Annotated in this window: 21 protein-coding genes; 5 read left to right on the forward strand and 16 right to left on the reverse strand. The window is 59.3% G+C overall.

Annotated elements, in window-relative coordinates:
- Position 1 precedes the first annotated feature (1 nt).
- The 5 genes from MUY21_RS09290 to MUY21_RS09310 all read right to left on the reverse strand — a co-directional run bounded on the left by MUY21_RS09290 (position 2) and on the right by MUY21_RS09310 (position 6,184).
- Positions 2-841 carry a DMT family transporter gene (locus tag MUY21_RS09290; RefSeq protein WP_248410103.1) on the reverse strand — a complete coding sequence of 280 codons (840 nt, stop codon included), beginning with the start codon at positions 839-841 and terminating at the stop codon, positions 2-4.
- Positions 838-2,193 (reverse strand): aspartate aminotransferase family protein, encoded by a 1,356-nt coding sequence (locus MUY21_RS09295; RefSeq protein ID WP_248410105.1) that lies wholly within the window; start codon positions 2,191-2,193, stop codon positions 838-840. The genes MUY21_RS09290 and MUY21_RS09295 overlap by 4 nt, the downstream gene beginning before the upstream one ends.
- Positions 2,194-2,268: 75 nt before the next feature.
- Entirely contained in the window at positions 2,269-3,717 is a 1,449-nt protein-coding gene (phnY, locus tag MUY21_RS09300; protein WP_248410107.1) for a phosphonoacetaldehyde dehydrogenase, read from the reverse strand.
- Positions 3,718-3,733: 16 nt separating this feature from the next.
- Positions 3,734-4,978, reverse strand: a complete 1,245-nt coding sequence (gene phnA, locus MUY21_RS09305) for a phosphonoacetate hydrolase (RefSeq protein ID WP_248410108.1) — start codon at positions 4,976-4,978, stop codon at positions 3,734-3,736.
- 18 nt (positions 4,979-4,996) lie between these two features.
- Positions 4,997-6,184 carry a 2-aminoethylphosphonate--pyruvate transaminase gene (locus MUY21_RS09310; protein WP_248410109.1) on the reverse strand — a complete coding sequence of 396 codons (1,188 nt, stop codon included), beginning with the start codon at positions 6,182-6,184 and terminating at the stop codon, positions 4,997-4,999.
- 120 nt (positions 6,185-6,304) lie between these two features.
- Here MUY21_RS09310 and MUY21_RS09315 point away from each other — a divergent pair, with 120 nt between their 5' ends.
- Positions 6,305-7,204, forward strand: a complete 900-nt coding sequence (locus tag MUY21_RS09315) for a LysR substrate-binding domain-containing protein (RefSeq protein WP_248410110.1) — start codon at positions 6,305-6,307, stop codon at positions 7,202-7,204.
- Positions 7,205-7,220: 16 nt separating this feature from the next.
- Here the strand turns inward: MUY21_RS09315 and MUY21_RS09320 are convergent, their stop codons facing one another.
- The 11 genes from MUY21_RS09320 to MUY21_RS09370 form a co-directional block, all read right to left on the reverse strand.
- Entirely contained in the window at positions 7,221-9,239 is a 2,019-nt protein-coding gene (locus MUY21_RS09320) for a putative 2-aminoethylphosphonate ABC transporter permease subunit (protein WP_248410111.1), read from the reverse strand.
- A complete protein-coding gene (locus tag MUY21_RS09325; protein WP_248410112.1) occupies positions 9,239-10,354 on the reverse strand; it encodes a putative 2-aminoethylphosphonate ABC transporter ATP-binding protein in 1,116 nt (371 codons plus the stop codon). The genes MUY21_RS09320 and MUY21_RS09325 overlap by 1 nt, the downstream gene beginning before the upstream one ends.
- A gap of 125 nt (positions 10,355-10,479) precedes the next feature.
- Positions 10,480-11,502: a putative 2-aminoethylphosphonate ABC transporter substrate-binding protein gene (locus MUY21_RS09330; protein WP_248410113.1), complete on the reverse strand. Its 1,023-nt coding sequence runs from the start codon at positions 11,500-11,502 to the stop codon at positions 10,480-10,482.
- A gap of 306 nt (positions 11,503-11,808) precedes the next feature.
- The gene (locus MUY21_RS09335; RefSeq protein WP_248410114.1) at positions 11,809-13,488 is read right to left on the reverse strand and encodes a Na/Pi cotransporter family protein; all 1,680 of its coding nucleotides are present in this window, start codon (positions 13,486-13,488) and stop codon (positions 11,809-11,811) included.
- A 1-nt stretch (position 13,489) separates the two neighbouring features.
- Positions 13,490-14,269 carry an inositol monophosphatase family protein gene (locus MUY21_RS09340; RefSeq protein WP_248410115.1) on the reverse strand — a complete coding sequence of 260 codons (780 nt, stop codon included), beginning with the start codon at positions 14,267-14,269 and terminating at the stop codon, positions 13,490-13,492.
- Positions 14,263-15,057, reverse strand: a complete 795-nt coding sequence (locus MUY21_RS09345; protein WP_248410116.1) for a DeoR/GlpR family DNA-binding transcription regulator — start codon at positions 15,055-15,057, stop codon at positions 14,263-14,265. Before MUY21_RS09345 ends, MUY21_RS09340 begins: the two co-directional genes overlap by 7 nt.
- 346 nt (positions 15,058-15,403) lie before the next feature.
- Positions 15,404-16,507, reverse strand: coding sequence for a flagellar basal body P-ring protein FlgI (locus MUY21_RS09350; RefSeq protein WP_248410117.1), 1,104 nt, complete (start codon positions 16,505-16,507; stop codon positions 15,404-15,406).
- Positions 16,504-17,514, reverse strand: coding sequence for a flagellin (locus MUY21_RS09355; protein ID WP_248410118.1), 1,011 nt, complete (start codon positions 17,512-17,514; stop codon positions 16,504-16,506). The genes MUY21_RS09350 and MUY21_RS09355 overlap by 4 nt, the downstream gene beginning before the upstream one ends.
- Positions 17,515-17,523: 9 nt before the next feature.
- A complete protein-coding gene (flgK, locus tag MUY21_RS09360) occupies positions 17,524-18,975 on the reverse strand; it encodes a flagellar hook-associated protein FlgK (protein WP_248410119.1) in 1,452 nt (483 codons plus the stop codon).
- A 28-nt stretch (positions 18,976-19,003) separates the two neighbouring features.
- A complete protein-coding gene (locus MUY21_RS09365) occupies positions 19,004-20,311 on the reverse strand; it encodes a flagellar hook-basal body complex protein (RefSeq protein ID WP_248410120.1) in 1,308 nt (435 codons plus the stop codon).
- A gap of 113 nt (positions 20,312-20,424) precedes the next feature.
- A complete protein-coding gene (locus MUY21_RS09370) occupies positions 20,425-21,243 on the reverse strand; it encodes a flagellar motor protein MotB (RefSeq protein ID WP_248410121.1) in 819 nt (272 codons plus the stop codon).
- Between the two features lie 194 nt (positions 21,244-21,437).
- On the opposite strand from MUY21_RS09370, the gene hmgA reads away from it, so the two are divergent.
- From hmgA to MUY21_RS09390, 4 genes are read left to right on the forward strand one after another with little or no spacing between them, the layout of a single operon-like run.
- A complete protein-coding gene (hmgA, locus tag MUY21_RS09375) occupies positions 21,438-22,790 on the forward strand; it encodes a homogentisate 1,2-dioxygenase (protein WP_248410122.1) in 1,353 nt (450 codons plus the stop codon).
- On the forward strand, positions 22,790-23,428 hold the full coding sequence (gene maiA, locus MUY21_RS09380; RefSeq protein ID WP_348984588.1) for a maleylacetoacetate isomerase: 639 nt from the start codon (positions 22,790-22,792) through the stop codon (positions 23,426-23,428). The genes hmgA and maiA overlap by 1 nt, the downstream gene beginning before the upstream one ends.
- A 7-nt stretch (positions 23,429-23,435) precedes the next feature.
- On the forward strand, positions 23,436-24,695 hold the full coding sequence (fahA, locus tag MUY21_RS09385; protein ID WP_248410124.1) for a fumarylacetoacetase: 1,260 nt from the start codon (positions 23,436-23,438) through the stop codon (positions 24,693-24,695).
- Positions 24,696-24,722: 27 nt separating this feature from the next.
- The gene (locus MUY21_RS09390; protein WP_248410125.1) at positions 24,723-25,673 is read left to right on the forward strand and encodes an MBL fold metallo-hydrolase; all 951 of its coding nucleotides are present in this window, start codon (positions 24,723-24,725) and stop codon (positions 25,671-25,673) included.
- Positions 25,674-25,710: the final 37 nt, after the last annotated feature.

Genomic DNA, 25,710 nt, shown 5'->3' on the forward strand with positions numbered 1-25,710 from the left:
ATCAGCGGCCCAATCCGATGCAAATGATCCCGGCCCCGACGGCGACGGCCGACAAAAGCCGCCGTGCCCGCGGGCCTTCGCCAAACCAAATCACACCAATCAGGGCGGCGAAGATGACCGACGTTTCCCGCAACGCCGACACGATGCCCAACGGCGCGATGGTCTTGGCATAAAGGACCAGCGCATAGGCAGTGCCGGACACGACACCCCCCATGAACCCGATCAGAAGTGTTCGCGGCGATTGCGCACGCAGCCGGTCCATCCGGCCGGGAAACAGAAACAGCACGATCAGTATTTTCGACAGGAACAGCCAACCGATATAGCCCAGCGCGTGACCCGAGGCTCGCACGCCGAGCCCGTCGACCAGCGTATAGGCCACGACCGTGGCACCGATCGCCAAGGCGGCCAGCAGTGCGTTCCTGGACATGGTGGCTCCAAACGCGCCTTGGGCCAGAAACATGATCCCCGCCGAGACGCTGAAGATGCCAATCCATGCTTGAAGCGGAAGCGCTTCGCCCACCCAGAACTGCGCGCCCAAGGCGACAAGAACCGGGGCAAAGCCACGCGCCACGGGATAGATGAAGCTCAGATCGCCCAGACGATAGGCGACGTTCAGCAAGTAGAAATACAGCCAGTGGATCGCAATGGATGCGACCATGAAAGGCCATGCTGACGGGTCCGGGCTGGGCACGAAACCGATGAAGGTCAGGGCAAAAGCCACATGACCCAAGGCAATCATGCCCAGCATGATCACCCGATCCCCTGCCCCTTTCACCAACGCGTTCCACAACGCGTGCAGAAACGCCGCCGAGAGGACGATCAAGGCGACCTGTGCGGTCATACCGTGTCGTTGATGGCCGTCACCACGATGTCTAGCGCACGGTCCAAATCGTCACGCGCGATGGTCAGTGGTGGTGACAGGGTCAGCACGCAGCCCTGGCTGATCTTGAAGCTCAGACCGGCCTCGAGACAGGCGTAATAGATCCGCTCGGCCCGCGCGTTGCCGGGGGTTTTCAGGGCGCGGTCTTCGACGATCTCAACCCCGAACATCAGGCCGCGACCGCGAATGTCTCCGACGGTGGTGACATCTTGCAGTCGGTCCCCAAGCACCTGCATCGCGTGGGCGCCAAGCTCGGCGGAGCGTTCGACCAACCCCTCTTCTTCAATAATTTCAATGGTGGTCAGGGCGGCACGGGACGTGACCGGGTTTTTCTCATGCGTGTAATGCCCGATGGCGAAATCGCCGCAGACATCCAGCTCTCGCCGGGCCACGCAGGCTGCAATGGGAAGGATGCCCCCGCCCAGCGCTTTGCCCATCGTGACGATGTCAGGAATTATGTCGTCATGCTCGAACGCAAACATCTTGCCGGTCTTGCCCAGCCCGGTCGGGATCTCATCCATGATCAACAACGCGCCATGACGGTTGCAGGCCTCGCGCACGGATTTCCAGAAACCGGGGGGCGGAACATACGGAACCGCGCGCATAGGCTCGGCGATCACGGCGGCCACATCGCCTTCACGTTCCAGCACATATTCGACCATTTTGGCGCAGGCCAATCCACAAGTGTCCGGGCTTTCGTGGTTATAGGGACAGCGATAGCAAGCGAAGGGCGCGACATGCTCGGTGCCTGACAGCAGCGGTCCGGCAATGTGGCTGCGGAATGTCGCCTCGCCCCCCACGCTGGCAGCCCCCATGCCCGCCCCGTGAAACGCATCCCAGAACGAGATGGTCTTGAACCGACCCGTCGCCGCGCGGGCGATTTTCAACGCCACTTCGTTGGCGTCTGAGCCGCCCGTGGTGAACAGAACCTTGCCCAGATCGCCCGGCGCAATCGCGGCCAGCTTCTCGGCCAGCTCGACCGCAGGATCGTTGGTGAAACGACGCGGGGCGAAGGGCAGATCATCCAGTTGCGCCTTGATGGCGGCAATCAGTTTGGGATGACCATAACCGATGTGATGCACGGAATTACCATGAAAATCCATGAACTTGCGGCCATCTACATCTTCGATCCAGATGCCATCCGCCTTAGCGATTGTGCTGACACAGGGGCTGGACAGGCTTTGGTGCAAGAACGCGTCCGCATCGCGTTTCAGAAGCGGGGCAGAGTTCGAACCGATGGATTTCTTCAACCAAGACTGCCGGGCGTCCGACGTGTTGGATTCGCCTTCGGTGTGAACGATTTTCTTGGTCATGGTGCCTCAATTGAAAAAGGTGAGGCTCAGATATCTGAGCCTCACAGTCAGGGAGGAAATATGAGCCGTGGCCCTCTAGTTTGGCCAGGGCAGTGAATAGGTTTTCACGTTGGTAAAAAACTTCATCGCTTCGGTGACGCCTTCCTTCACGGCGTTGCCGCTGTCCTTGATGCCGCCGAAGGGGGATGTTTCGATCCGGTATCCGGGTTGTTCCCAGATGTTGCAGGTGCCCACATCCAGCCCGTTGATATAGGCAATCGCGCGGTTCAGATCGTTGGTGCAGACCCCCGAGGACAGCCCGAATTGGGTCGAGTTCGAGATCTGCATGACCTTTTCGTCATCATCCGGCACGCGCACGATCGGGATGATCGGGCCGAAAGTTTCCTCCATCACCAATTCGCTGTCATGGGGCACGTGGTCCACGACGATCGGTGGCAGAAGCGCGCCATCTCGTCCGGGGTGATACAGAATCTCTGCGCCGTCTTTCTCGGCCATGAGCACACGGTTTTCAAAAAGCTCGGCGGCCTGTGCGTGTATCACGCAACCCAGCTCGGTTTCCGGGTCCTGAGGATCACCAAACTTGATCTTCCTGGCCTTCTCAAGCACCAAGGACACGAACCTGTCCGCGACACTTTCCTGCACCAGAATACGCTTGATCGCGGTGCATCGCTGACCGGAGTTGCCGGTCGCGCCCGCCACCGCAATGGTCGCAGCCTTGTCCAGATCGGCGTCGTTCAGGTCGTTGCAGATGATCAGGGGATCGTTGCCGCCAAGCTCCAGCGCTTGTCGCTTATAGGCCGCTTTTTCAGCGATCATCTTGCCCACCGGCACGCCACCGGTGAAGGTGATGATGTCGATATTGTCATTGACGATCATCTCTTCCCCGATGTCCTGCGGCCAGCCTGTGACCACCTGAAACATCTCGGGCGGCAAGCCCGCTTCGTACAGGATATCCGCCAATGCGATTGCGGTCAGCGGCGTCAGTTCTGTCGGTTTGCACACCATGCAATTGTTGGTCGCAATAGACGGCGCAATCTTGTGGCTGACCATGTTCAGCGGATGGTTGAACGGTGTGATCGCGCTGATCGCCCGCACCGGTTCGCGCTTGGTAAAGATCTTGCGCTCTTTGCCGTTGTGGGTCAGGTCGCATGAGAAAATTTCGCCATCGTCATTCAATGCCTGCGCGGCGGCGAATTGGTACACGTCCTGCGCACGCTTGGTTTCGTAGATCGCGTGCTGGTGGCATATGCCAAGCTCCAACACCAGCCACTTGGCCAGAAACTCGCGGCGCTCGCCGATCAACTCTCCTGCGCGTTGCAGGATTTGTGACCGTTCATAGCGCGACAGCTTCGACTTATAGCTCGCGGCAATCTCAAACGCACGGCGCGCATGTTCGGCCTTGCCCGCAGGCACGGTGCCGATCACCTCGTCGGTATAGGGGTATTTCACCTCGACCACATCATCGGTGAACACGACCTCGCCGCCGATGCGCATCCCTTCGTGACGGATGTCGTCCTTGTTCATTACGGTATCCTTCATATCAAAGTGCCGCGGCCTGAGTGGCATAGAAGAACGCGTCGAAATTCCGCAGCACCGGGCGTTCCGGCAGGGGCAAAACACGGTTGCAGATGAACGGCACCTCTTGCTCGGTCAACCCACCGTGACTGCGCAGGGGTTCGTTCAGCGCGGCCAGATCGTGGCGGTGCTCGGACGTGCCAATGCAGATGTTTTCCCCCGACACCAACACGATGTCACCGATCCGGTCGGCGGGCAATTCAAAGCGGGCAACCGCTTCGGCGTTGGTCAGAACATCGGTGATCCCGTCAGTGGCGCGCAGCTTGGCGATGATGTCATCCTGATTGGCACCATCGGGCAGGTAAGCTGTCGCAAACGAGCCGAGCGCGCCATGGTGCACCACGTAAGGATCGGTGATCGGCAGGATCAGACGCGCGGCGGCTTCGCCTAACCAGTCATCCAGCAGATCCTGCACATAGACGACCGAGGGCGAGCCGTCGGCATGGTGCTTGGGCTTCATGCCATGATCTGCGGTCACGACAATCGCGGCCCCCATCGCGTCCAGCTCGGTCAGGTATTTGTCGAACATCTCGTAAAACGCTTTCGCCTCGGCCTGATCGGGGGCGTATTTATGCTGCACGTAATCCGTGGTGGTCAGATACATCACATCCGGTTTCCATTCCCGCAGAAGCTTGACGCCGGCGGCAAAGACGAATTCGGACAGTTCTGCCGAATAGACCTCGGGCTGCGCCATGCCCAGCCATTTGCTGGCGGCGTCCTGGCCATGTTCAGCTTGGTTCGAGGTGTCGGATTTCTCGGCCGAGAAGCACTTGGCGCGGTCGTCGTCAAACGTCAGACCTGCCCCCAGAAGCGCGCGCAGCTTGTCCTTTGCCGTGACAATCGCCACGCGGGCGCCCGCATCATGGAACGCCTTGAACACCGTCGGCGCGCGCAGGAAGCGCACGTCGTTCATCATCACCTCTTCCCCGGTTTCCGGCTCGTACAGATAGTTGCCGCAAATCCCGTGCACGACCGGCGGGCGCCCGGTGGCAATCGACAGGTTGTTGGGGTTGGTGAAGGACGGGATCACCGAATGCGCCAGCCGGTCCGTGCCTTCGGCCCGCATCCGTTTCAAGGTCGGCATCAACCCATCGGCAATGGCCTTGTCCAGGTAGTCCGGCTCGCACCCATCAAGGCAAATCGCAATCGCACAGGTTTTCGGAGCAGGATAGGCGCGCCCGTTCGCAACGACGGGGGATTGAATGGTCATTAGGTCTTTCCTTCGTATTCAGGCGGCCAGCTTGGCGCGTTCTTCAAGTGCGATGGCAGGGGGCGCCGCGTTCTGAACGCCCATCTCATCCAGTGTTTCTTTGGCGGCGGTCACGACCTGCCGCATGACGTGTTCGTCCATCTGACCGATGCAACCCACGCGGAAACTGTCCACAACGGTCAGTTTGCCGGGATAGATGATGAAACCTTTGTCTTTCATAAGCTCATAGAAGTGATCAAAGACGAAGTTTTCATCTGCCGGGCAGAAAAACGTGACGATGATCGGTGACAGCCAGCGATCTTTCAGCAGGGTTTCAAACCCAAGCTCTCGCATACCGTCGACCATGACATCACGGTTACGGGTGTAGCGTCCGCCGCGCCCGGCAACGCCGCCTTCGGCGTCGTGCCCGCGCAACGCCTCAAGAAAGGCCGCAACCACATGGGTGGGTGGAGTAAACCGCCATTGCCCGGTCTTGTTCATATGCGCCCATTGTGCATGGACATCCAGGCTCAGCGAGTGGCTGTTGCCTTTTGCGGCTTCAAGCTCGGACTTGCGCGCGATGATGAAACCAAAGCCCGGCACGCCTTCGATACATTTGTTGGCCGAGGATACCATCGCTTCATAGCGGATATCCGCGACCTTCAAATCAATCGCGCCAAAGGCAGACATCGAGTCGATCAGCAACTTGCGCCCGGCGGCATAAACAGCCTCGGAAATCTCCTCGACCGGGTTCAGGATGCCGGAACTGGTTTCGCAGTGGATTGCAACGACATGGGTGATCGCCGGATCGTCGGTCAGGATCTGCGCCACCTCGTCGCCACGCGGCGGCAGGTAATCACCCTTGTTCAGCACGACATGATCACGCCCAAGATACTCCAACGTCTGCGCCGATCGCATCCCATAGGCACCATTTGCCAGCACCAAGGCCTTGCCATCGCGTGGAATGAACGACGCCAGCATCGCCTCGACCGAGAACGTTCCGCTGCCCTGCATCGGTACGCAGTCGAAATCATCGGAGCCGTCACCCAACAGCGCCAGAAGGCGCTGGCGCATCTCGCGGGTCATGGCACGGAAGTCATCATCCCAGCTGCCCCAATCGCGCAGCATCGCCTCTTTCACGGCATAAGACGTGGTCAAGGGACCGGGGGTCAGCAGATACGGCTCGCCCAAACGCGGCGGTTCGATTTTGAGGTTTGCGGCGGTCATGTCTTGTCTCCGAAAAGGGGAACGCAAGAACAGCATTGCAGCAGTTTGACCTATATGTGAAATTGCAATTAACGATCAAAGCATAAGATCTGCTTATGCAAAGGACTGACCGGAAAACCCATGCGCCACAGCCAGTTAAAAGCCTTTCACCATGTCGCCCTTCTGGGTGGTTTTTCCCGTGCCGCCGAAGCGCTCTACCTGACCCAGCCTGCGATCTCGGAACAGGTGAAAAAGCTGGAGCAGGATCACGATACGCTTCTGTTTCACCGCGAACGCAAGCGGGTGCGGCTGACCGAGGAAGGCGCGCAGCTTTTCCTCTATACCAAGCAGTATTTCGAGATCGAGCAGCAGATCGAGGACTATATGTCCTCGACCAGTGCCGCGATTGATGGTGAGCTGCGCATCATCGCCGACAGTGCCCATCACATCACCCATTTTCTTGGCGATTTCCGCAAACGTTATCCCGATATCTCGGTCACATTGCGCACAGGCAACACAGAAGAAATCCTGGAAGACCTGCGCGCTTATAACGCCGAAATCGGCATCGTCGGCAGCCTGACGCCCGGGAACGACATGGATGCGCTGAACCTTGGCACCACCAAGATCACAGCCTTTGCCGCACGCGGATCATCGCTGGCCAAACGTCGGTCGCTCAGCCTGCAAGACCTGGCAGACCTGCCGCTGATCTTTCGCGAACAGGGTTCCAAAACCCGCCAGAAGCTGGAGGAGCGGGCAAAGAAAAAAGGGCTGACACTGACCCCCGCCATCGTGGCCGAAGGGCGCGAAGCGGTGCGCGAGGTCGTGGCCTCGGGCGCTGGCATCGGGTTCGTTTCACTGGCCGAATACGGGCATGACGACCGGCTGGTGCAGATCCAGCTTGTCGACGCGGATATCGAAATGAGCGAGACCTTGGTGCATCTGGCGCAACGGCGCGACGTCAAGGTGATCCGCGCGTTCATGGAGTTCGCGCGAAATGCCCAGCAAGAAAGAAGCGCCGGCGATCAGACCAGCGCCTCTTGATCTTCTCAGCGGGTGATCAGCGTGTCCGCCACGCCTGCGTGCGCGTCAAAACACCCTTGGATACAATCAGGTGAATGATCCGCGCCGCCGCGTTGGTGTAGAAGATCATCATTCCCATCGCTGCCGCTGGGGCAATATCCCCGGCGTCATCCATGTTCAGAACCGCAATCGACGCCAGCGATGTCTTGGGCGAATACAGGAACACCACCGCTGACACCGTCGTCATCGCGTTGACGAACAGATAGATCGAGATGTCCAGGATCGACGGCAGGCACACCGGCACGGTCACCCGGCTGAAGAGCTTCATCGTGGGCTGCTTCAGCGATGCCGACACCGATTCAAACTCGCGATCCATCTGTTTCAATGCCGTCACCGCGGTCAGGTGCGACACCGTATAGAAGTGTGTCACCGAACAGATGACCAAAATCGCCATGGTGCCATAGATCGCATTCAACGGGTTGGACGGGTTGTTGAAAAAGAAGATGTAGGCCAGACCCAGCACCATGCCCGGAATGGCCATGGGCAGCATCGCAAACATCTGAAACAACGCGCGGCCGGTTCTGAAACCCTTGGTCTTTTCGACCAGATAGGCGCCGAAGAACACGATGGCCGTGCCAAACACTGCCGTCAGCAAACCCAGCTTGATCGAGTTGTAGTAAGACCCCCAGCCGCCGCCATCCATCTTGTCGAACTGGTAGTTGTTCAGGCTCAGGCTCAGGTCATAGGGCCAGAACTTGATCAATGCCGCGAATTGGCAGACCGCCAGAATGCCAACAATAAACAGGCCCACCAATGTGCAATAGATGAACGACAATGTGTCAGTGCGCTTGTTGGGTTGGGGTTGATAAGGCACGGAGCGGGCGGAAAGAAGCGCCACCTGTTTCGACTGCACCAACCGGTCGATGGCAAAGGCGAAAATCGCGGGGATCACAAGCACCACGGACACCACCGCGCCCATTTCGAAATTCTGCTGGCCGATCACCTGTTTATAGATGTCCACGGCCAACACGTTGAACTGACCGCCAATGACTTTCGGCAGGCCGAAATCGGTGATGACAAGGTTGAACACCACAAACGCCGCCGAGATCAGGCCATAGCGCGCGCCGGGAATTGTGACGGTCCAGAAGGTGCGCCAGCGGGTGGCGCGCAGGCTTGCCGCCGCTTCGTAGAGCCGTGCATCCGAAATCGCCAGCGCGGTCGATATGATGATGAACGCATGCGGGAAGGTGAAAAAGATCGACCCGATGACGATCCCGATGGGACCATAGATGCTGGCCCCAAACAGAAGCTCTTTGATCATGCCCTGATTGCCGAACAGATAGACCAGCGCGATGCCGGGCAACAGCGACGGCACAAGGATGGGTGCCATCGCGATCAGTCGAAACACGCCCTTGAAACGCATGCAACTGCGGTTCAGCGCATAGGCGAACCAGAACGCCAGTGTCACGGTCACGATGGTGCTGACCACCGCGATCCAGAGCGAGTTCTTGATCGAGTTGAACAGCGCAGGCGTTGAGAAATAGTTGACGAAATTGTCGAACCCGGTCGATTTCACCGGCCGCAACTGCACCCGGCGGAAGGTGTTGCTGTCCAGCGTCACCCAATCGGTGCCGTCCTGCAGCGTGGAGCCGACCAGAAAGCGACCCTGATCGCTTGTGTTCCGGATCTGGTACATGACCGGACTACGGAAGCTGAAATCGGGAAAGAACCCTGTTACGCCGATGCGGCCATCCGATCCGGTGCTCAGTTCAGCCTCGTCAATCGCACCCGTTTGCGCGTTCAGCTCGGCGCCGTTCAACACCGTGCCGTCGAACACGCCGTTTTCGTCGCTGACCTGAAATTCATACTGCGACAGGTCGAAACGGTAGGTCGAAAAGGATTTCGACAGCATCGCATACAGCGGAAAAGCAAGGGTGACGACAAGGTAGAGGGCAATCACCAGCATCCCGCCGCGCATCATGATATCATCGCGGCTGAGCTTGCCTTTTACGACCGGGCCGTCCGGCAGGTTCGCATAATCGGTGACGTCGGCCATCAGCTTGCCTCCGGGCGGTCAAAGGCCATCAGGCGGTCGGTTGGCAGCTCGATAACCATCTTGCGGCCTTCCCCCAAACCCAACCGGCGGACCGCGTTGATCGAAAAGTCGGCAATCAATTCGGACTGGCCGAACCTTTCATTCTGCAAACGGCAACGCCAGAACGATCCCAGGAATTCCATCTCGTTCAGCAGAACGTCGATGCAGTTCCGGTTCGGATCCTCTGATGTATAGCCATCTTCGTGCGGGATGATGTCCTCGGGTCGGATGGCGGCGATGACGGCGGTGCCGTCAGTGAACGGGTGCGGATGGCAGGCGAAGGTTTTTTCCCCGACGCTGAGACGTCCGCCCTTGGTCACCATGGATTCAATCTGGTTCATCTCGCCGATGAAGTCGGCGACAAACAGGTTTGCCGGCTCGCGATAAACCTCGGTGGGTGAGCCGACCTGTTCGATCACGCCATGATTCATCACAACGATCCGGTCGGCCATCGCCAGGGCCTCTTCCTGATCATGCGTCACCATCACGGTGGTCACCCCCAGCTTGCGCTGAAGCTCCTTGATCTCGTGACGCAGATGTACGCGCACCTTGGCATCCAGCGCCGAAAGCGGCTCATCCAGAAGCAGCAGGCCGGGCTTGGTGGCAATCGCGCGGGCCAGCGCGATCCGCTGTTGTTGGCCGCCGGACAGTTGCGCGGGGTATTTCGATCCCTGATCCGGCAGCCCGACCAGATCCAGCAACTCGCTGACACGCACGGCGATTTCGGATTTGCTGCGGCCCGTGTTTTCAAGCCCAAAAGCAATGTTCCTCTCAATCGTCAGGTTGGGAAACAGCGCATAGGACTGAAACACGATGCCGAAATCCCGCTCGGACGGCGGCAGGTTCGACACATCCCGACCATCCTGCATCACCGTCCCCTTGGTTTGCAGATCAAGCCCCGCAATCGCTCTGAGCAAGGTGGTCTTGCCGCAGCCAGACGGGCCAAGGAAGCAGACGAACTCACCATCGTTGATGTCCAGCGAGATGTCTTTCAGCGCAAGAAAGCTGCCGAAGGCTTTCCACAGCTTGTCGATGCTAAGATAGGTTTTCTGACCGATAGCGGTGTCTTGAATCACGGGCTTTTCCTTACATGTTCCGTCGGCTCACGGCCTGTTCAAACCGGGCGCGGCCGGGAAAATCTCAGTTCCGGAAGGGGTGTGTGGGACAGCAGGGGGCGGGTTGCGCCCCCTGCTTGATTGGCTCAGGACTTGGGTTCGGACTTGCCGTCATAGCGGCTTTGCCATTCTTCCAGAATGGCCGCACGATTGTTCGCTGCAAACTCGAAGTCGTTTTCGATCATTGCATCCAGCAGCCCCTCGGGGAAATGCTCGACCGGCTTGGCGATGCCGGGATAGGCGACAACGGCATAGCCGGTGTTGTACATCTCGTTGGCTTCCTTGGTGACGGTGAAGTCAACCAGGGTCTGCGCGGCTTCAAGATTGGCCGTGCCCGCAACAATCGCCGTGGCTTCCATGTCCCAGCCGACCCCTTCGGATGGCACGATGATTTCCAGCGGCGCACCGTCGGCTTTCGACTTTGCACCCCGGAAGGCAAACGAAATGCCGATCGGAATTTCCCCCGACGCGGCCAGCTTGCACGGCTTCGACCCGGAATGGGTATAGCGCGCGATGTTTTCGTGCAGCGCGTCCATATACTCCCAGCCGCCTTCTTCACCAAACAGTTGCAGCCAGCTGGACACGTCAAGGAACCCGGTGCCGGAAGAATTGGGGTTCGGCATGATCACGTGACCGGCATACATCGGGTCAGTCAGGTCCTTCCACGACGTCGGCGGGGTCAGACCAAGTTTTTCAGCTTCGACCGTGTTGTAGCAAACTGCAGCCACCCAGGCATCCATACCGACCCATGCCGGCGGATTGTCACCATCCACGAATTTCGGGTCCAGGTTTTCGACCCCGGCGGGGGCATAGGGTTCAAGCATACCTTCTGATTTCAGCAGCAGAAGCGACGTGGCTGCCAGACCCCAGATCACGTCGGCCTGCGGGTTGTCACGTTCGGCCAGAAGTTTTGCCGTGATGATCCCGGTGGAATCGCGCACCCAGTTGATCTTGATGTCCGGATGGCTCTGGTTGAAGGTTTCCGCGTAGCGGGCCAGATCTTCGGCCTCGACGGCGGTATAGACTGTCAGTTCCGTTTCGGCGATGGCCGCCGTGGCGAAGGCAACGCCGGCCAGAAACGACGCAAGTCTTTTCGCTATGTGTTTCATTCTTTTCTCCTCTGTTGATCTTTTGTTGTCGTGACGCGGTCGATCAGCTTCCGCGCCATCCGTTTTCAAGCCAGTTTGGCAGGTTCTGACGACAAGAAAAATCGATTATACCTACCATATGATCGGCTTGGCCTATACCAAGCTCACTCGATGACACCCTGCACGCGACACGCGCTTTCCAAAGCTTCGTGATACACACACCTTGTGCGGCGCCTTGTGACACACGTTTATCATTGTTTTGTGACAAGGCGGCGGCTTACCGATGCGGCGTGTTTCGATCTTCATCTGCGCGCCCCTTTTCATGTTTCAGTCGCTGACTTCTTTCGCGTCCAGATCCTCGATCAGGCGCGTTTCAAGAAGCTGCCCGTTGCGATACAGGATCGGATAGGCAATCGCGGCAATGTGGTTGTTGATGTCTCGAAGCGCGCGCAGCGTTTCCAGGTGAATGTCGCTGGTTTCAAAGCTCTCCACACGCCCGTTCTGCAGTCGGGCAAGATGATACTTCCGGCTTTTGCGTTCTGCGCGTTTGAACTCGGCCTTCTCGAACACAAGCAGGCGCGCGCTTTCCAGATCGTCGGACACAAGAACATTGCTGGCCAGGTGGAAATTCGCACAAACCGCTTCATACATCCGAACCAGCTCGGCCCACCCCTCTTGCGAGAAGCTCAGGTGACCATCCAGCTTCTCTTTCGCCACCGATGTCAGTTTGCGTCCGATCACATCACCGGCCGCTTCCAGCCGGATGGCGTATTCCATCAAGCCGCGAATGGTTTTTGTTTCGTCCTTGGAACAGCTTTCCTGCGGCATGCTGGCAACATAGGTGCGGATGCCTGACAACATCTCGTTCACCTCGTCATCCAAGGCGCGCGTCGCCCGCAGAACTGAGCTATCCGTCGCGTTGTAAAGCTGGGGGACTGTGCGAAACATTCGTTCGACCTGCCCGATCATCCGCAGCAATTCGCGTTTCAGGCTGGCAATTGCCTGTTGCGGCGCATCAAGCGCGCCCGGGTCCAGGGCACTGGCAGGCTGTTCCGGCAGGGCCGATTGTCCTCTTTTGTATTTCGGCAGCAACTGAGTGATTGGGCCCTCGATCAACCCGCAGAAAGGCAGGGCCAGCAACAGAAGTGACAGGTTGAACCCGATATGGGCATAGATCAGCGACTGACCGGGGCTGACCAGAAGCAACAAGTCGGGATCAGCAAGAAGATTGATCACCAAAAGCACGATCAACGCCCAGCTTCCACGCAGAACAAGGTTCGCAAACGGGATGCGCCGTCCGGCATTCGGCATGCCACGGGTCAGCCAGATCGGAATGAACGCACTGCCAAGATTGGCACCCAGAAGCAGCGACAAGGCCGCAGCAAAGGGAATGGCGCCGATCTGGACAAGCGTCACGCACATCAGGATGGCGGCCACGCTGGAATGCATCACGAAGGCCAGGGCGGCGCCGACGATGAAGGCCGTCGGAAAGTCCCGCGCCAGATAGCCGGAAACGGCCGGAAGAAAGGCGCTGTCACGGATGGGCTCCACCGCTTCGCGCAGAAATTGCAACGAGATCAGGATGAACGCGACCCCCATCAGGATGCGGCCAAACTGCCGCCCCCTCTTGTTTTCGACCTTGACGAAAAGCCAACCGCCAACAGCAAGCAACAAGGGCACCAGCCAGTCCAGCTTGAACGACAGGATCTGGATGATCAGCGCCGATCCCAGATCGCCGCCCAATACAATTGCAAGACCGGTCGGAAAGGCAAGATATCCACTGGCCGCAAACCCTGTCGCCAGAAGCGCCACCGCCGCCGAGCTTTGCAACACGACAGCCAGGAATACACCAGTGAAGCTGGACCCGATCAGGCTGTGATTCTCGGTCAACATGCGTTGGAATGCGGCGCCAAAGCTGCGTTCGATCCCGGTGCGCACCATGCGCACGGCGAACAGCAGAAGCATGGTGGCCCCCGCAAGGCTGATGACAAAGGTCACGATTGCCATGTCAGACCCCCACCAGTTGAATCAGCTCAGAGTGAAGCGCATGGGTCGCCGCCGTGACAATGCCCGAGGTGCCCGATTCCATCGTCAGGGCATTGCCATTCCAGTCGGTGATAACACCTCCGGCAGCCTCGATCACCGGCACCAGGGGCAGGTAATCATAAGGTTGCAGATCCTCGTCCACCACCGCATCGGCATGTCCCATCGCAACCAGCGCATGGGGATAGCAGTCATACCCGAACCGTCGCGTCTGGCCCGCCGCGACAAGCTGGTCAAAAACCTGCGGGTGTCGGGCGTAAATCTTCTCTGCTTCGTTGATATACAGGATCGCCTGATCCAACACGGTTTGCAACGAGGCATGGATTCGGGTGCCATTCAGCGTCGTCTGACCACCCCGCACGCCGATTACCGTTTCGTTCAGCGCAGGCATCCCGATCAGCCCGATATCAGGGATACCCCTGCAAAGCCGCGCCAGAAGAAACCCGAACAGCGGATGGCCCGATAAAAAGGACCGCGTTCCATCAATCGGATCAATGCTCCAAACGTGGTCCACGGTCAGGTCGGTTGGGCCGAACTCTTCGCCCAGTATGCCATCGTCGGGAAAATGCGTTCTCAGATAGTCGCGCACACGCAGTTCAACCCCGCGATCGGCTTGGGTAACCGGGCTTTCATCCGCCTTCAGTTCAACGTCAAGCAGATTGCGAAAATAACCCATGGCCGCCTCGGCGGCGCGCGCGGCGATCTTGCTGGCATGGATAACCGTGGTGTCCACCCCTGTCAGCATTCCAAAACCTCATCGGAAATGTTGCGGACGGCAACACCCCAGCTCTCCAACTGCTGTGCCAGGCTGTTCTGCGGCGCACGGTCCACGATCAGACGGTCAATTCTGTGCGGCAGGAAGCCTTGATGCGGTGCTTTCGATCCGAACTTGTGATGGGTCATCGCAACAACCGAAGCATCCGTGTTTCCGATCACGACCGAGGCCAACTCTGCTTCGGCTCGGTTTAAATACAGAAACCCATGTTTGGGGTGCAGCGCATCGGCGCTGAGCACGGCAAGGTCAAAGCAGAACTGCCGCGCCTGCTGTTCCGCCACATGGCCGAATGCGCCCAGCTCGTCGGCATGCATCTCGCCCCCCAGAAGATAGACGCGGTTGTTGTTGTGACCCACCAGCGTTTGCGCCACCTGGACCGAGTTGGTGACAACGGAAAGCGCACCGCGCGCACGCAGCTCTTCGGCAACGAACGACGTTGTGCTGCCTACGTCCAGGAACAGTGTCATGCCATCCTGAACCTCGCGCAGAAGGGCCTTGGCGACGGCTCGTTTTTCCGTTGCGTGTTGTTCGATCCGCTTGAAGAAGCTGGGGTCGCTTTGTGTGCCGACAAGATAGGCGCCACCATGCACCCGCGCGACCGACCCGGCCTTCGACAATGCCTTGATGGTGCGGCGCACAGTTTCCTCGGATACGTTCAGGGTGCTGGCAAGGTCCGAGTTCTTGGCAAAGCCCCCGACCCTGCGAATGGCATCCAGCATTTCCAGCTCACGATAGGAATGTTTGGTCTCTCCCGCCACATCGGCCTCCGGATCGGTGGTCTGCTCAGGACTCTAAGAATTTCCACACTTTCTCACATATTTGTGGAGTTTTGCCCGTCTATGTGTGGATTTCAAGTAAAATTCAGGACACCTGTCCATAAAGCAGCCTGTTCAATGCCGGTTGATCAGCCGGCAGGCCAGATAATCGTGCCGTAAAAGTGACCGCAGTGAGCATGTGTTTTGCGAGGGCTGCGTGGACAGATCAAGAAGGCATGCCCGCATCGCTAGCAGAAACAGGCGATGAAAAAACGACAGCAGTTATTGTGAAAGGCGTCACCGCAATCGGATTTCAGCGCGGCCGGTTAATCATTGCACCTTGTCGGTTTCAGCGGACAACAAAATCCGCATGAAGTGCCCCAGCAGCCTTGATGCTTTTCAGTATGTCGATCAGGTCACGAGGCGCAACGCCCAGCGCATTCAGCCCCGCAATGACATCTGACAGGGACGCGCCGCCATCCACCTCCGCCAGCCCGATGCCCGGTTCTTCCTCGATCCCCGCTTGGGTGCGCGGCACCAGTATCGGCTCGCCATTCGAGAATGGATTGGGCTGCACAACAACCGGGGTTTCCTGTATGCGCAGGGTCAAGTTGCCCTGCGATACCGCAACGCGGCTGATCCGCACATCTGACCCCATGACAATGGTGCCAGACCGTTGATCCACGACAACCTTTGCTTTTCGTTCGGGTTCCACCCCCAGGTTTTCGATGGTCCCAATCGCATGGGCGGGCGATATGGCACGGGTTGCGCCGATATCGACAACGACTGTGCCGCTGTCCAGCATACGGGATACCACCCGGTCAAACCTGGCATTGATCGCGCGCTCGATCCGCTCGGCGGTGGTGAAATCGGGGGTGCGCAGCGCCAGCCGAATGGATTTCAGCTTGGTAAAGTCAAAGTCGATCTCTTGCTCGACCCGCGCGCCGTTGGGAATGACGCCACTTGTCGGTACACCTTGTGTTACCTTGCCGGCGTCTCCTTCCGCGACCGCCCCGCCTGCGATGACAGTGCCCTGTCCCACGGCATAGATTTCGCCATCTGCCGCGTTCAATGGTGTCATGATCAGGGTTCCGCCCAGCAGACTTTTTGCATCACCGATGGCCGAAACCGTCACATCAATACGCGATCCGGCGCGCGCAAATGGGGGCAGGGCGGCGGTCACGAAAACAGCAGCCACATTCTTTGGGCGGAACTGCTCACCCGTGATGTTGACGCCCAACCGCTCCAGGATGTTGGACATGATGTCTTCGGTAAATGGCGCGTTTCGGATTCCGTCACCGGTGCCATTCAGCCCGACCACCAGCCCATACCCCACCAGATCATTGCCCCGCACGCCATCGAATTCCACCAGGTCCTTGATGCGCACGGTATTGGCCTGCGCCGCCGTTATCGAAAAAACGAACCAGAGAGTGAGGATCAGGAACCGGGTCATCGCATGTAATCCGTAAAATTCAAGGAAGAAAGCCGGGCCGTCACGGTGTAAAGGCTTTCCATTTGGTCATACAGCGCCTGCAAAGCGGTCGCCGTTTCATAGGGGTCGGCGGCGGTCAGGCGATTATAGGACAGTTCCAGCGCGGCTTTCTCGGCGGCGTTGCTGGCCGCGGCCGCCTCGATCCGAGCCTCGATCCGGCCGATGTAAGCCCGCGCGCCGGTCAACCCGTCCATCGCATCCAGAAGATTGCCTGAGGATCGCTTTACAAGCGCCCGTTGCGCGTCGAAATCACCCGCCAGAGCCCCTTCGGCCAGCACTGCGGATTTGGCAAGCGCGGCCAGAAGATCGCGGATTTCAGTGCTGTCAGCGCGAAAGGGCTGCGATGCGATTTCTCCATCGCGCAGGCGAAATGGTCCCAGATCCTGATCAGCGCCCTGATAGGCCATGGTGTCAAACCCGTCACCGGGCGTGGTGAACCAGTCGTCGATCCGGTCTGATATGCCGGCTGCGGTGGTTTCCCCTGCGATCGCGATCATGACCTCTGACAAGATTGCGTCGGCCCCCGCCAGCGCAGGACCATCGCTTGCCGTCCCCGCAAACAGCGCCCGCCCACCGAGACTGGTGTTGAGGTTCGAGATCACTGATGCCATCCGTTCCCGTGCATCAACTGCGGTGGCGTGCAACAATCCGCCATTCCGCGAACTGACGGCCAGAATAAGATCGCCCGATACGGCCTCGGCTTGGTTCTGAACGGCACCCAGCACCGTTTGCGCGCCGGCAAGCACGGTCGTGGCCTCGGCTATGCTTTGGTCATAGGCCGATTGCAGCTTCAGACTGTGTTCGATACCGGCCACCGGGCCGAAATCGCCCGACACCTGGGTTGCCAGTCCTGCTTTGCGACCGGTTGACAGTTCAAGACCCAGACGCGCCATATCCTGCTTGATCTGTGCCGTCAGGTGGCGGGTCTGAAACGTGCTGGCAAGATCTCCGTAGCTTACGAATGACATGTTGCCCTCCTAGATGGCCAGTAGTGTCTGGATCATTTCATCGGCGGTCGACATTACACGCGCGTTTGCGGCATAGGCCTGTTCAATTTGCATTAGTTTTTGCAACTGGGCATCGGTATCGACCCCTTGCGCAAGCTCCATCTGGCGCAGGGTTTGCTGTTGGGACGAGGCAAATCCCAGCCGGGCTTCGGTCTGAAGCCGCTCTGAACTGGTGCTTGACAGAAGCTCGGACGCCAAGCCGGCTGCGGAATGCGCGGTGGAAGTAAACCCGCCTGACACCGGGGTTCGTATCGCACCAAGCCTGTCAATGAGGCCGTTCAGCAAACTGGCATCGCCAACATTGCCCTGCGCAGCCGCGCCCAGCCCGTCGCGCAATCGCCAAAGCGACCCGCCCTGGGCTGGGTCGACCGCGGCATTCAGCATCAGCCGCGACGACAGCGCCACTTCGTCAGCGGGTGCAAAGGCTGCACCGGCATCAGTAAACAGACCCGGATCGCCCGGTGCGCGCGTTGCATCAAGAGTGGGATCCTGAAACCGTTCGACAAGATCGCGGGCAAATCCGTCCAATCGTTCCTGCGCAACAACAGCGAGTTCATCGCGCACGGCAAACTGGCCCGACAGGGCGCCACCGGCCAGCGGGCTGCGATCCCCACCGGTTTCAAGTGGCTGCCCGTTCAGCGTCAGACCCGACAACGCACCACCGGCGCGTGTCATCTCGGGCACAATCATGTTGACGGTTGAAAAGCCAAGGGTGGCGGGTTTGCCATCCAGCAACATCGCCCCACCCGTGGTGACAAGGGCAACCGCGCCATTGTCGCGCGGCAGCTGTTTCAGCGGCACAATTGGCGACAGCGCGTCGATTTTCTGCTGTCGCAGGTCCATCAGGCCGGACGGGTCGGCACCGCGCGCCTGCGCGGCCTGGATCTTGACGTTCAACGCCCGCACATCCTCGAGCCCCGCATTCAGCGTTGCAACCATTCCCGCAATTGCCTGATCTGCATCCAACCGCGCGGATTGAATATGATCTGATGTGGCCTTCAAATGCGTGATCAGACCCTGGGCTGCGTTCAGGACGGCGGACTGGCGGGTCTGACTGTCGGGGCGCGCTGCCGCTTCGATCAGCGTTGCCTCGAACTGCGCCAGACGGCCGGACAGAGACGCGGGCTGATCGGGCGTACCGATCGCCTGCTCCACCCCCTGCAGAAACGTATTCTGCGCGCCGTGATACCCGGTTGCGGCATCGGCCAATCGCCGGTCCCCGATCAGAGCTTCGTCCACTTGCCGCAGCACGCCACCGATCCGCACTCCGCCGCTTCCGGGGGTTTGGGTTGACAGCGCCAAAGAGCGCGTGCCGTAGCCTTCCGTCATCGCATTCGCAACGTTGGACGAGACTAGCTCGGCCGCGCGCGATGTAGCGGTCAGCCCTGACAGGGCGTTCGAGAAGGCGCCGGAAATGCTCATCGGTCAGTCTCTGATCAAGCCTCTGTTATCAGCGTTTGATGTTGGTGGTTTCTTGCAGCATCTCATCCACCGTCTGGATGACCTTCGCGTTCGAGCTATAGGCCCGCTGCGTCTGAATCAGGCTGGTCAACTCGCCCGCCACATCCGTGGTCGAACCTTCGCGCGCAAAACCCACGACTTCGCCCGTCGGACCGTCACCGGCATCCCACATGAAGAACGATCCGCTTTCGGGTGACACCTGATAGGCCTGGTTTGAAATCGAGATCAGCCCGTTCGGATTGGGCACATCCACCAAAGGCACCTGATAGATCGTGCGGATGAACCCCGTGTCATAGGTGGCCTGTATATAGCCATGTTCGTCAATCTGAACGGCCGTCAGATTGCCCACAGGCGAGCCGTTCTTGGTGATCGCCACAGGGGCAAAGCTGTCCGACAACTGTGTCAGTCCGTTCGGGTCGCCAATCTTGCCGATGGTCAGTGACAACGGGCCACCTGCGACGGTCAAATCCAGCGTGCCATTCACCGGATCATAAGCGCCGCCGGAATCCACCGTGACCGAAGCAAGCGAACCGCCATCCGTGCGCGAATCGTCGAAGGTCAGAGTGTATTCCCCCACCGTGGCACCACCCGACGCGCTGTCGGTGATGACCATGGTCCACTGGTTCGACGATCCTGTCGCTGGCACAATCGGCGTGAACGAGAAATCCAGTGTCTCGGATGTACCGAGGTTGCCGAAATATTCCACCGACAGCGGGCGTGCGGTTCCCGCTGATCCCGCCTCGGTTTCGACCGCGGGCAGATTGACACCAAGTTTCATCGTGGTTGTCGGGTCGCCTGCGGTCTGGTTGGCGTTGATGACCACCGGTTCAAGCCCTACGCCCGTATCGCGCGGGAACGTCGCCACGTTTCCATCCGCATCGGCCGGCCAGCCCAGCAAAACCAGACCGGTTTCGGTTTTCAGCACACCTTCGGAGTCGGTGCGGAACGATCCGGTCGTGGTCATCATCATCGGGCGTTCGCCGGGATTTGCGTCGCGATACACCTCTTGCGTGACGGGCAACATGCCGCGCCCACCGATCGCGATGTCCATTGGGTTGGATGTGGAAATCAGCGGGCCGTGTTCGTCGATCAGGCGTTGCGTTGTCGTGCGCACGCCACCTGCGGAATAGGTACCCGCCCCGGCCAGCCCCCCGATCACAAGGTTCTGGAAATCCGCCGTGGCACGTTTGTAGCCAAACGTCGAAGAGTTTGCGATGTTGTCCGAGATCGTGGCCAGTTTGGTTGCATGAGCATTCAATCCGGCGACGCCGGCACTGAGTGAGGAGGAAATCGTCATGGTGCGCCTTTCTGCTGCATCTACCTCTATGTCGGCTTTCATCCTTACGGGCCCGACCTTAACAGGCGCCTAACGGTTAAAATTGCAGGCAAATCAGGCGTCGAACCAAGCCGTCAACGACCCGAGCGCAACAGAATCAGCTCGATCCGGTTGTTTCGGATCGCCATGGCATTGGCGACCACCGGCTCGCGGTCGGCATGGCCGGTCACGCGGGTGATGCGATCAGCCCCCAAGGGGCTTTCTTCAAACATCTTGCGCATCTGGGTCGCGCGACCGATCGACAAGGCCCAGGCGGTGTTTTCGATCACCACGACGGGTTGCGTGGCCACGTGACCTTCGATCGCCACCCCGTTTTCGACCAGGTCGAAGACGCGGGCGATCATTGCGACCAGATCAATCAGAACCGCCGTCGGCACCGTCGTGCCTGGTTCAAATAACGGCGCGCCATCAAGGTCGAACAGTTCGACCAACAGGCCTTCGTCAGTGACACGGGTCACGATGTGCCGGGCGATATCATCGCTGGCCATGCTTTCGCCGCCACGGGCGAACAGCATCTGCTCCAGCTCCTCCAGGCGCGCGTTTTCAGTGGCCGCGTCATCCGCCAAGCCACCCTGGTCCAGAGTTGGGTCACGCGGAATGCCGCCGTTCCCGGTTTGCGACAGGGTTTCCTCGACAAAAACGCTGTCACCGCCGAACGACCCATCCCCCCCGCCCGACACACGGGTCACCGGGATGGTCGGATTGAAGTAATCCGCGATCCCCTTGCGTTGCTTTTCCGTTGTTGCGTTCAACAGCCACATCAGAAGAAAGAAAGCCATCATGGCGGTCACGAAATCGGCATAGGCCACTTTCCATGCGCCGCCGTGGTGTCCACCACCGCTGACCTTCTTTACCCTTTTGATGATTACCGGCGCATTTGCGTTTGCGCGCATCTCACCACCTCATTCTTCACCCGGGATCAGTGATAGCGGGCCGAAGTTGACGTGGACTTAACCTTTCAAATTGTTGGCAAACTAATACTTCACCTGTGAATAGTCACTTTCCCTTGACTTCATTTCAATCGCAACGATACGATTGACGGGCAAACAGGATTAGCCCCGCAAGGGGTATTGAAACGAGGCTTCAGATGAACCAGCACAGCCCGTCGCGCGACATGACGCGCGCGGTGTCCGCCGTTGGCACCGACACCCATTACATGCCCGGATGGGCCAATGACTTCGAGACCGAGGCCCTTCCCGGTGCGCTGCCGCAAGGGATGAACAGCCCGCAGAAATGCGAATACGGTCTGTATGGCGAACAACTCTCCGGCACCGCCTTCACCGCCAACCCGCCCGAGCGGACTTGGACCTATCGCATTCGCCCGTCGGTGAAACATTCGGCGCGGTATACAAAGATCGACGTGCCGTATTGGAAATCGGCGCCCAATGTCGACCCGGATGTGGTCAGCCTGGGCCAGTACCGCTGGGATCCGGTGCCCGCGACCGAGGGTCTGAACTGGATCACCGGTATGCGCACCATGACCACGGCGGGCGATGTGAACACGCAGGTCGGTATGGCCAGCCACATCTATCTGGTCACCGAATCCATGGTGGACGACTATTTCTTCTCGGCCGACAGCGAGCTGCTGGTCGTGCCGCAGGAAGGCAAGCTGCGGTTCTATACCGAACTGGGCATCATCGACCTTCAGCCACAGGAAATCGGCATCATCCCGCGTGGTCTAGTTTACCGGGTCGAGCTGCTGGAGGGTCCGGCACGCGGATTCGTCTGTGAAAACTACGGCCAGAAATTTGAAATGCCCGGCCGTGGTCCGATTGGTGCCAACTGCATGGCCAACCCGCGTGACTTCAAGGCGCCTGTGGCTGCCTTTGAGGATCGCGAAGTGCCCTCGACCATCACCATCAAATGGTGCGGTCAGTTCCACAAAACGGAAATCGGTCAATCCCCACTGGACGTGGTGGCATGGCACGGCAACTACGCACCTTACAAATACGACCTGACCACCTATTGCCCGGTCGGCGCGATCCTGTTCGATCACCCGGATCCGTCGATTTTCACCGTGCTGACCGCGCCCTCGGGCCAGCAGGGCACAGCGAATATCGACTTTGTGCTGTTCCGCGAACGCTGGATGGTGGCTGAAAACACCTTCCGCCCGCCGTGGTATCACAAGAACATCATGTCCGAGCTGATGGGCAACATCTATGGTCAGTATGACGCCAAGCCGCAGGGCTTTGTTCCCGGCGGCGTGTCTCTGCACAATATGATGCTGCCGCACGGGCCGGATCGTGATGCATTTGAAGGTGCGTCGAACTCGAACCTCGGACCCGAGAAGCTGGAAAACACCATGTCCTTCATGTTCGAGACCCGGTTCCCGCAGCACCTGACCGCGTTTGCGGCCAATGAGGCGCCGTTGCAGGACGACTATATCGACTGCTGGGATAGTCTTGAGAAGAAATTCGACGGGACGCCCGGTAAGAAATGATGACGCTTTACGGATATTGGCGTTCGACGGCGGCCTATCGCGTGCGGATTGCATTGAACCTGAAGGGGATCAGCGTCACCCACGTGTCCGTGCATCTGGTGAAGGATGGCGGGCAACAACATACGCCCGCGTATGTTGCGAAGAATCCGACCCATCTTGTGCCCTCGCTGGGGCTGGAGGACGGCACTGTCCTGACCCAGTCGCTGGCGATCATTGATTATCTTGAGGCCGTTCAACCGGACCCGGCACTATTACCGTCGGACCCAGTCGCCCGCGCCAAGGTTCTGGCCGCCGCCCATGTCGTTGCGATGGATATTCACCCGGTGAACAACCTGCGCGTGGTGTCCCATCTGGCCGACACTTTCGGCGCGGATGCCGAGGCCAAGCGCCAATGGATGTGCCACTGGATGGACAAGGGCTTTGAGGCGCTGGAACAGATGGTGCGCAAGGATACGCGATTTTCCTTTGGTGACACACCGTCACTGGCGGATATCTGTCTTGTCGCGCAATATTACAACGCACGTCGCTGGGGGCTGGACCTGACCCCTTATCCGCGCCTGACCAAGATTGAAGAAACCTGTCTGGCTCTGCCTGCCTTCGCCGATGCGCGACCCGAGGCACAGCCGGACGCCGAGTGAGGATCACATGAGCACACTGAAAAAGTCATGGGTGGACAGCGCGAACTCTGCCGATACCCCCTTTCCCCTGAACAACCTGCCCTACGGCGTGTTCTCGACCGCAGTCCGCGAGCCCCGCTGTGGCGTCGCCATCGGGGACATGATCCTTGATGTGCAGGCTGCCGAAGAGGCCGGTTTGATCGAGATCGCGGACGATCCCGTTTTCGATGTGCCATTCTGGAACGAGTTGATGGAATTGGGGTCGGAGGCATGGGCCGCCCTGCGGTCGCGTCTGGAGCAGCTTTTGGCGGAAGGATCAACTGAACGCGACGCCGTTGAACCCCTGCTGGTCGCACAAGCCGACGCTGACCTGCACATGCCGTTCCTCGTTGCGGAATACACAGACTTCTACGCCGGCCGACAGCACGCCGCCAATATGGGCGCGATCCTGCGCGGCTCGCCTGATCTGCCGGCAAACTGGCTGCACATTCCGATCGGCTATAACGGCCGCGCGTCCTCGGTCGTTGTCTCGGGCACGCCGATCCACCGCCCGAACGGTCAGCGCAAAGCGCCGGACGCCGAGATGCCCAGCTTTGGCCCCTCGATGCGGCTGGATATCGAGCTTGAGATGGGGGCCATTGTTGGCAAAGCGTCGGAGTTCGGCCAACCGATCACCGTGGACGAGGCCGACGACATGATCTTCGGTTATGTGCTGCTGAATGACTGGTCCGCGCGTGACATACAGGGCTGGGAATACCAGCCGCTTGGCCCGTTCCAGGGCAAGGCGTTTGGCACCTCGATTTCCCCATGGATCGTGACCGCCGCCGCACTGGAAGAGTTCCGCGCGCCCACGCCCGAGCGTGAAAAGGAACTGCTGCCTTATCTGGATGGCACCAAGGACGGCCTTTATGACATCGACCTTCAGGTGCTGATGCAACCCGAAGGGGCCGACAAGGCCAGCGTCATCGGCGAAACCAACTACACCCGCATGTATTACTCGGCCGCTGAACAGCTTTGCCACCACGCGGTAGGCGGTTGTGGCATGAATGTGGGCGACCTGCTTGGCTCTGGCACCATTTCAGGCCCGACCAAGACCGAATATGGCTCGCTGATGGAGATGAGCTGGGCCGGCCGCGAGCCCTTCACGCTGGACACCGGCGAAACCCGCACCTTCATTGAAGATGGCGACACCCTGACCCTGCGCGGGGCGGCCAAGGGCGATGGCTTCCAGATCGGCTTTGGTGATTGCGTCGGAAAAATTCTGCCCGCCGTCAACTGGCCCCGTTAAACCGAATACAGATCAAGGACGAAACCCATGGCAAAAGCATTCGCGTCGCAAGGCGACATGACCGAAAAGAAGATCAGCTTTACCGAGGTGGGCGACGGGCTTTACGCATTCACCGCCGAAGGCGACCCGAACTCGGGCGTCATCATCGGCGATGACAGCGTGATGATCGTCGAAGCACAGGCGACCCCACGACTGGCAAAAAAGGTGATCGAATGCGTGCGTTCGGTGACTGACAAGCCGATCAGCCACGTGGTGCTGACCCATTACCACGCGGTGCGCGTGCTGGGGGCCTCGGCCTATGGCGCGGATCAGATCATCATGGGCGACACCGCGCGTGCGATGGTGGTCGAACGCGGGCAGGAGGACTGGGACAGTGAGTTTCAGCGGTTCCCGCGATTGTTTGAGGGGCATGAAAGCATCCCCGGGCTGACCTATCCGACCACCACTTTTTCCGATGACATGACCGTTTATCTGGGCAACCGGCGCATCGACCTGATGCATCTGGGCCGCGCCCACACGGCGGGTGACATCGTGATCCACGTGCCGGATCAGAACGTGATGTTCACCGGCGACATCGTCGAATACCACTCGGCCTGTTATTGTGGCGATGGGCATTTCAGCGACTGGGGGGATACGCTGGACAACATCGCCGCCTTTGATGTGGATGCGATTGCACCGGGGCGTGGTGACGCGCTTGTTGGTAAAGACATGGTGAACGCCGCCATTGAAAACACCCGCGATTTCGTGGAAAGCACCTATCGCCCAGTGGCCAAGGTCGCCGCCCGTGGCGGATCGCTCAAAGAAGCGTGGGTCGCCTGCCGCGCCGAATGCGACCCCAAATTCGCCGATTACGCGATCTATGAACACTGCCTGCCGTTCAACGTCGCCCGCGCCTATGACGAGGCCCGTGGCATCGACACGCCCCGCATCTGGACCGCCCAGCGCGATCTTGAGATGTGGGAGGCGTTGCAAGGCTGACAAACAACGGGATGCGGTGACGCATATCAGCGCATCC

Origin of the sequence: Aliiroseovarius sp. S2029 (assembly GCF_023195575.1) — a bacterium.
GTDB classification, from domain to species: domain Bacteria; phylum Pseudomonadota; class Alphaproteobacteria; order Rhodobacterales; family Rhodobacteraceae; genus Aliiroseovarius; species Aliiroseovarius zhejiangensis.

What these genes read in the sequence shown, in the direction of transcription:
- MUY21_RS09340 (WP_248410115.1), bottom strand. Translation starts at nt 14,269, where the DNA reads ATGCTGACAGGGGTGGACACCACGGTTATCCATGCCAGCAAGATCGCC.
- MUY21_RS09365 (WP_248410120.1), bottom strand. Translation starts at nt 20,311, where the DNA reads ATGACGATTTCCTCCTCACTCAGTGCCGGCGTCGCCGGATTGAATGCT.
- MUY21_RS09370 (WP_248410121.1), bottom strand. Translation starts at nt 21,243, where the DNA reads ATGCGCGCAAACGCAAATGCGCCGGTAATCATCAAAAGGGTAAAGAAG.
- MUY21_RS09335 (WP_248410114.1), bottom strand. Translation starts at nt 13,488, where the DNA reads ATGGCAATCGTGACCTTTGTCATCAGCCTTGCGGGGGCCACCATGCTT.
- MUY21_RS09355 (WP_248410118.1), bottom strand. Translation starts at nt 17,514, where the DNA reads ATGTCATTCGTAAGCTACGGAGATCTTGCCAGCACGTTTCAGACCCGC.
- MUY21_RS09315 (WP_248410110.1), top strand. Translation starts at nt 6,305, where the DNA reads ATGCGCCACAGCCAGTTAAAAGCCTTTCACCATGTCGCCCTTCTGGGT.
- MUY21_RS09330 (WP_248410113.1), bottom strand. Translation starts at nt 11,502, where the DNA reads ATGAAACACATAGCGAAAAGACTTGCGTCGTTTCTGGCCGGCGTTGCC.
- MUY21_RS09350 (WP_248410117.1), bottom strand. Translation starts at nt 16,507, where the DNA reads ATGACCCGGTTCCTGATCCTCACTCTCTGGTTCGTTTTTTCGATAACG.
- maiA (WP_348984588.1), top strand. Translation starts at nt 22,790, where the DNA reads ATGACGCTTTACGGATATTGGCGTTCGACGGCGGCCTATCGCGTGCGG.
- MUY21_RS09320 (WP_248410111.1), bottom strand. Translation starts at nt 9,239, where the DNA reads ATGGCCGACGTCACCGATTATGCGAACCTGCCGGACGGCCCGGTCGTA.
- MUY21_RS09290 (WP_248410103.1), bottom strand. Translation starts at nt 841, where the DNA reads ATGACCGCACAGGTCGCCTTGATCGTCCTCTCGGCGGCGTTTCTGCAC.
- phnA (WP_248410108.1), bottom strand. Translation starts at nt 4,978, where the DNA reads ATGACCATTCAATCCCCCGTCGTTGCGAACGGGCGCGCCTATCCTGCT.
- MUY21_RS09390 (WP_248410125.1), top strand. Translation starts at nt 24,723, where the DNA reads ATGGCAAAAGCATTCGCGTCGCAAGGCGACATGACCGAAAAGAAGATC.
- fahA (WP_248410124.1), top strand. Translation starts at nt 23,436, where the DNA reads ATGAGCACACTGAAAAAGTCATGGGTGGACAGCGCGAACTCTGCCGAT.
- flgK (WP_248410119.1), bottom strand. Translation starts at nt 18,975, where the DNA reads ATGAGCATTTCCGGCGCCTTCTCGAACGCCCTGTCAGGGCTGACCGCT.
- MUY21_RS09310 (WP_248410109.1), bottom strand. Translation starts at nt 6,184, where the DNA reads ATGACCGCCGCAAACCTCAAAATCGAACCGCCGCGTTTGGGCGAGCCG.
- hmgA (WP_248410122.1), top strand. Translation starts at nt 21,438, where the DNA reads ATGAACCAGCACAGCCCGTCGCGCGACATGACGCGCGCGGTGTCCGCC.
- MUY21_RS09295 (WP_248410105.1), bottom strand. Translation starts at nt 2,193, where the DNA reads ATGACCAAGAAAATCGTTCACACCGAAGGCGAATCCAACACGTCGGAC.
- phnY (WP_248410107.1), bottom strand. Translation starts at nt 3,717, where the DNA reads ATGAACAAGGACGACATCCGTCACGAAGGGATGCGCATCGGCGGCGAG.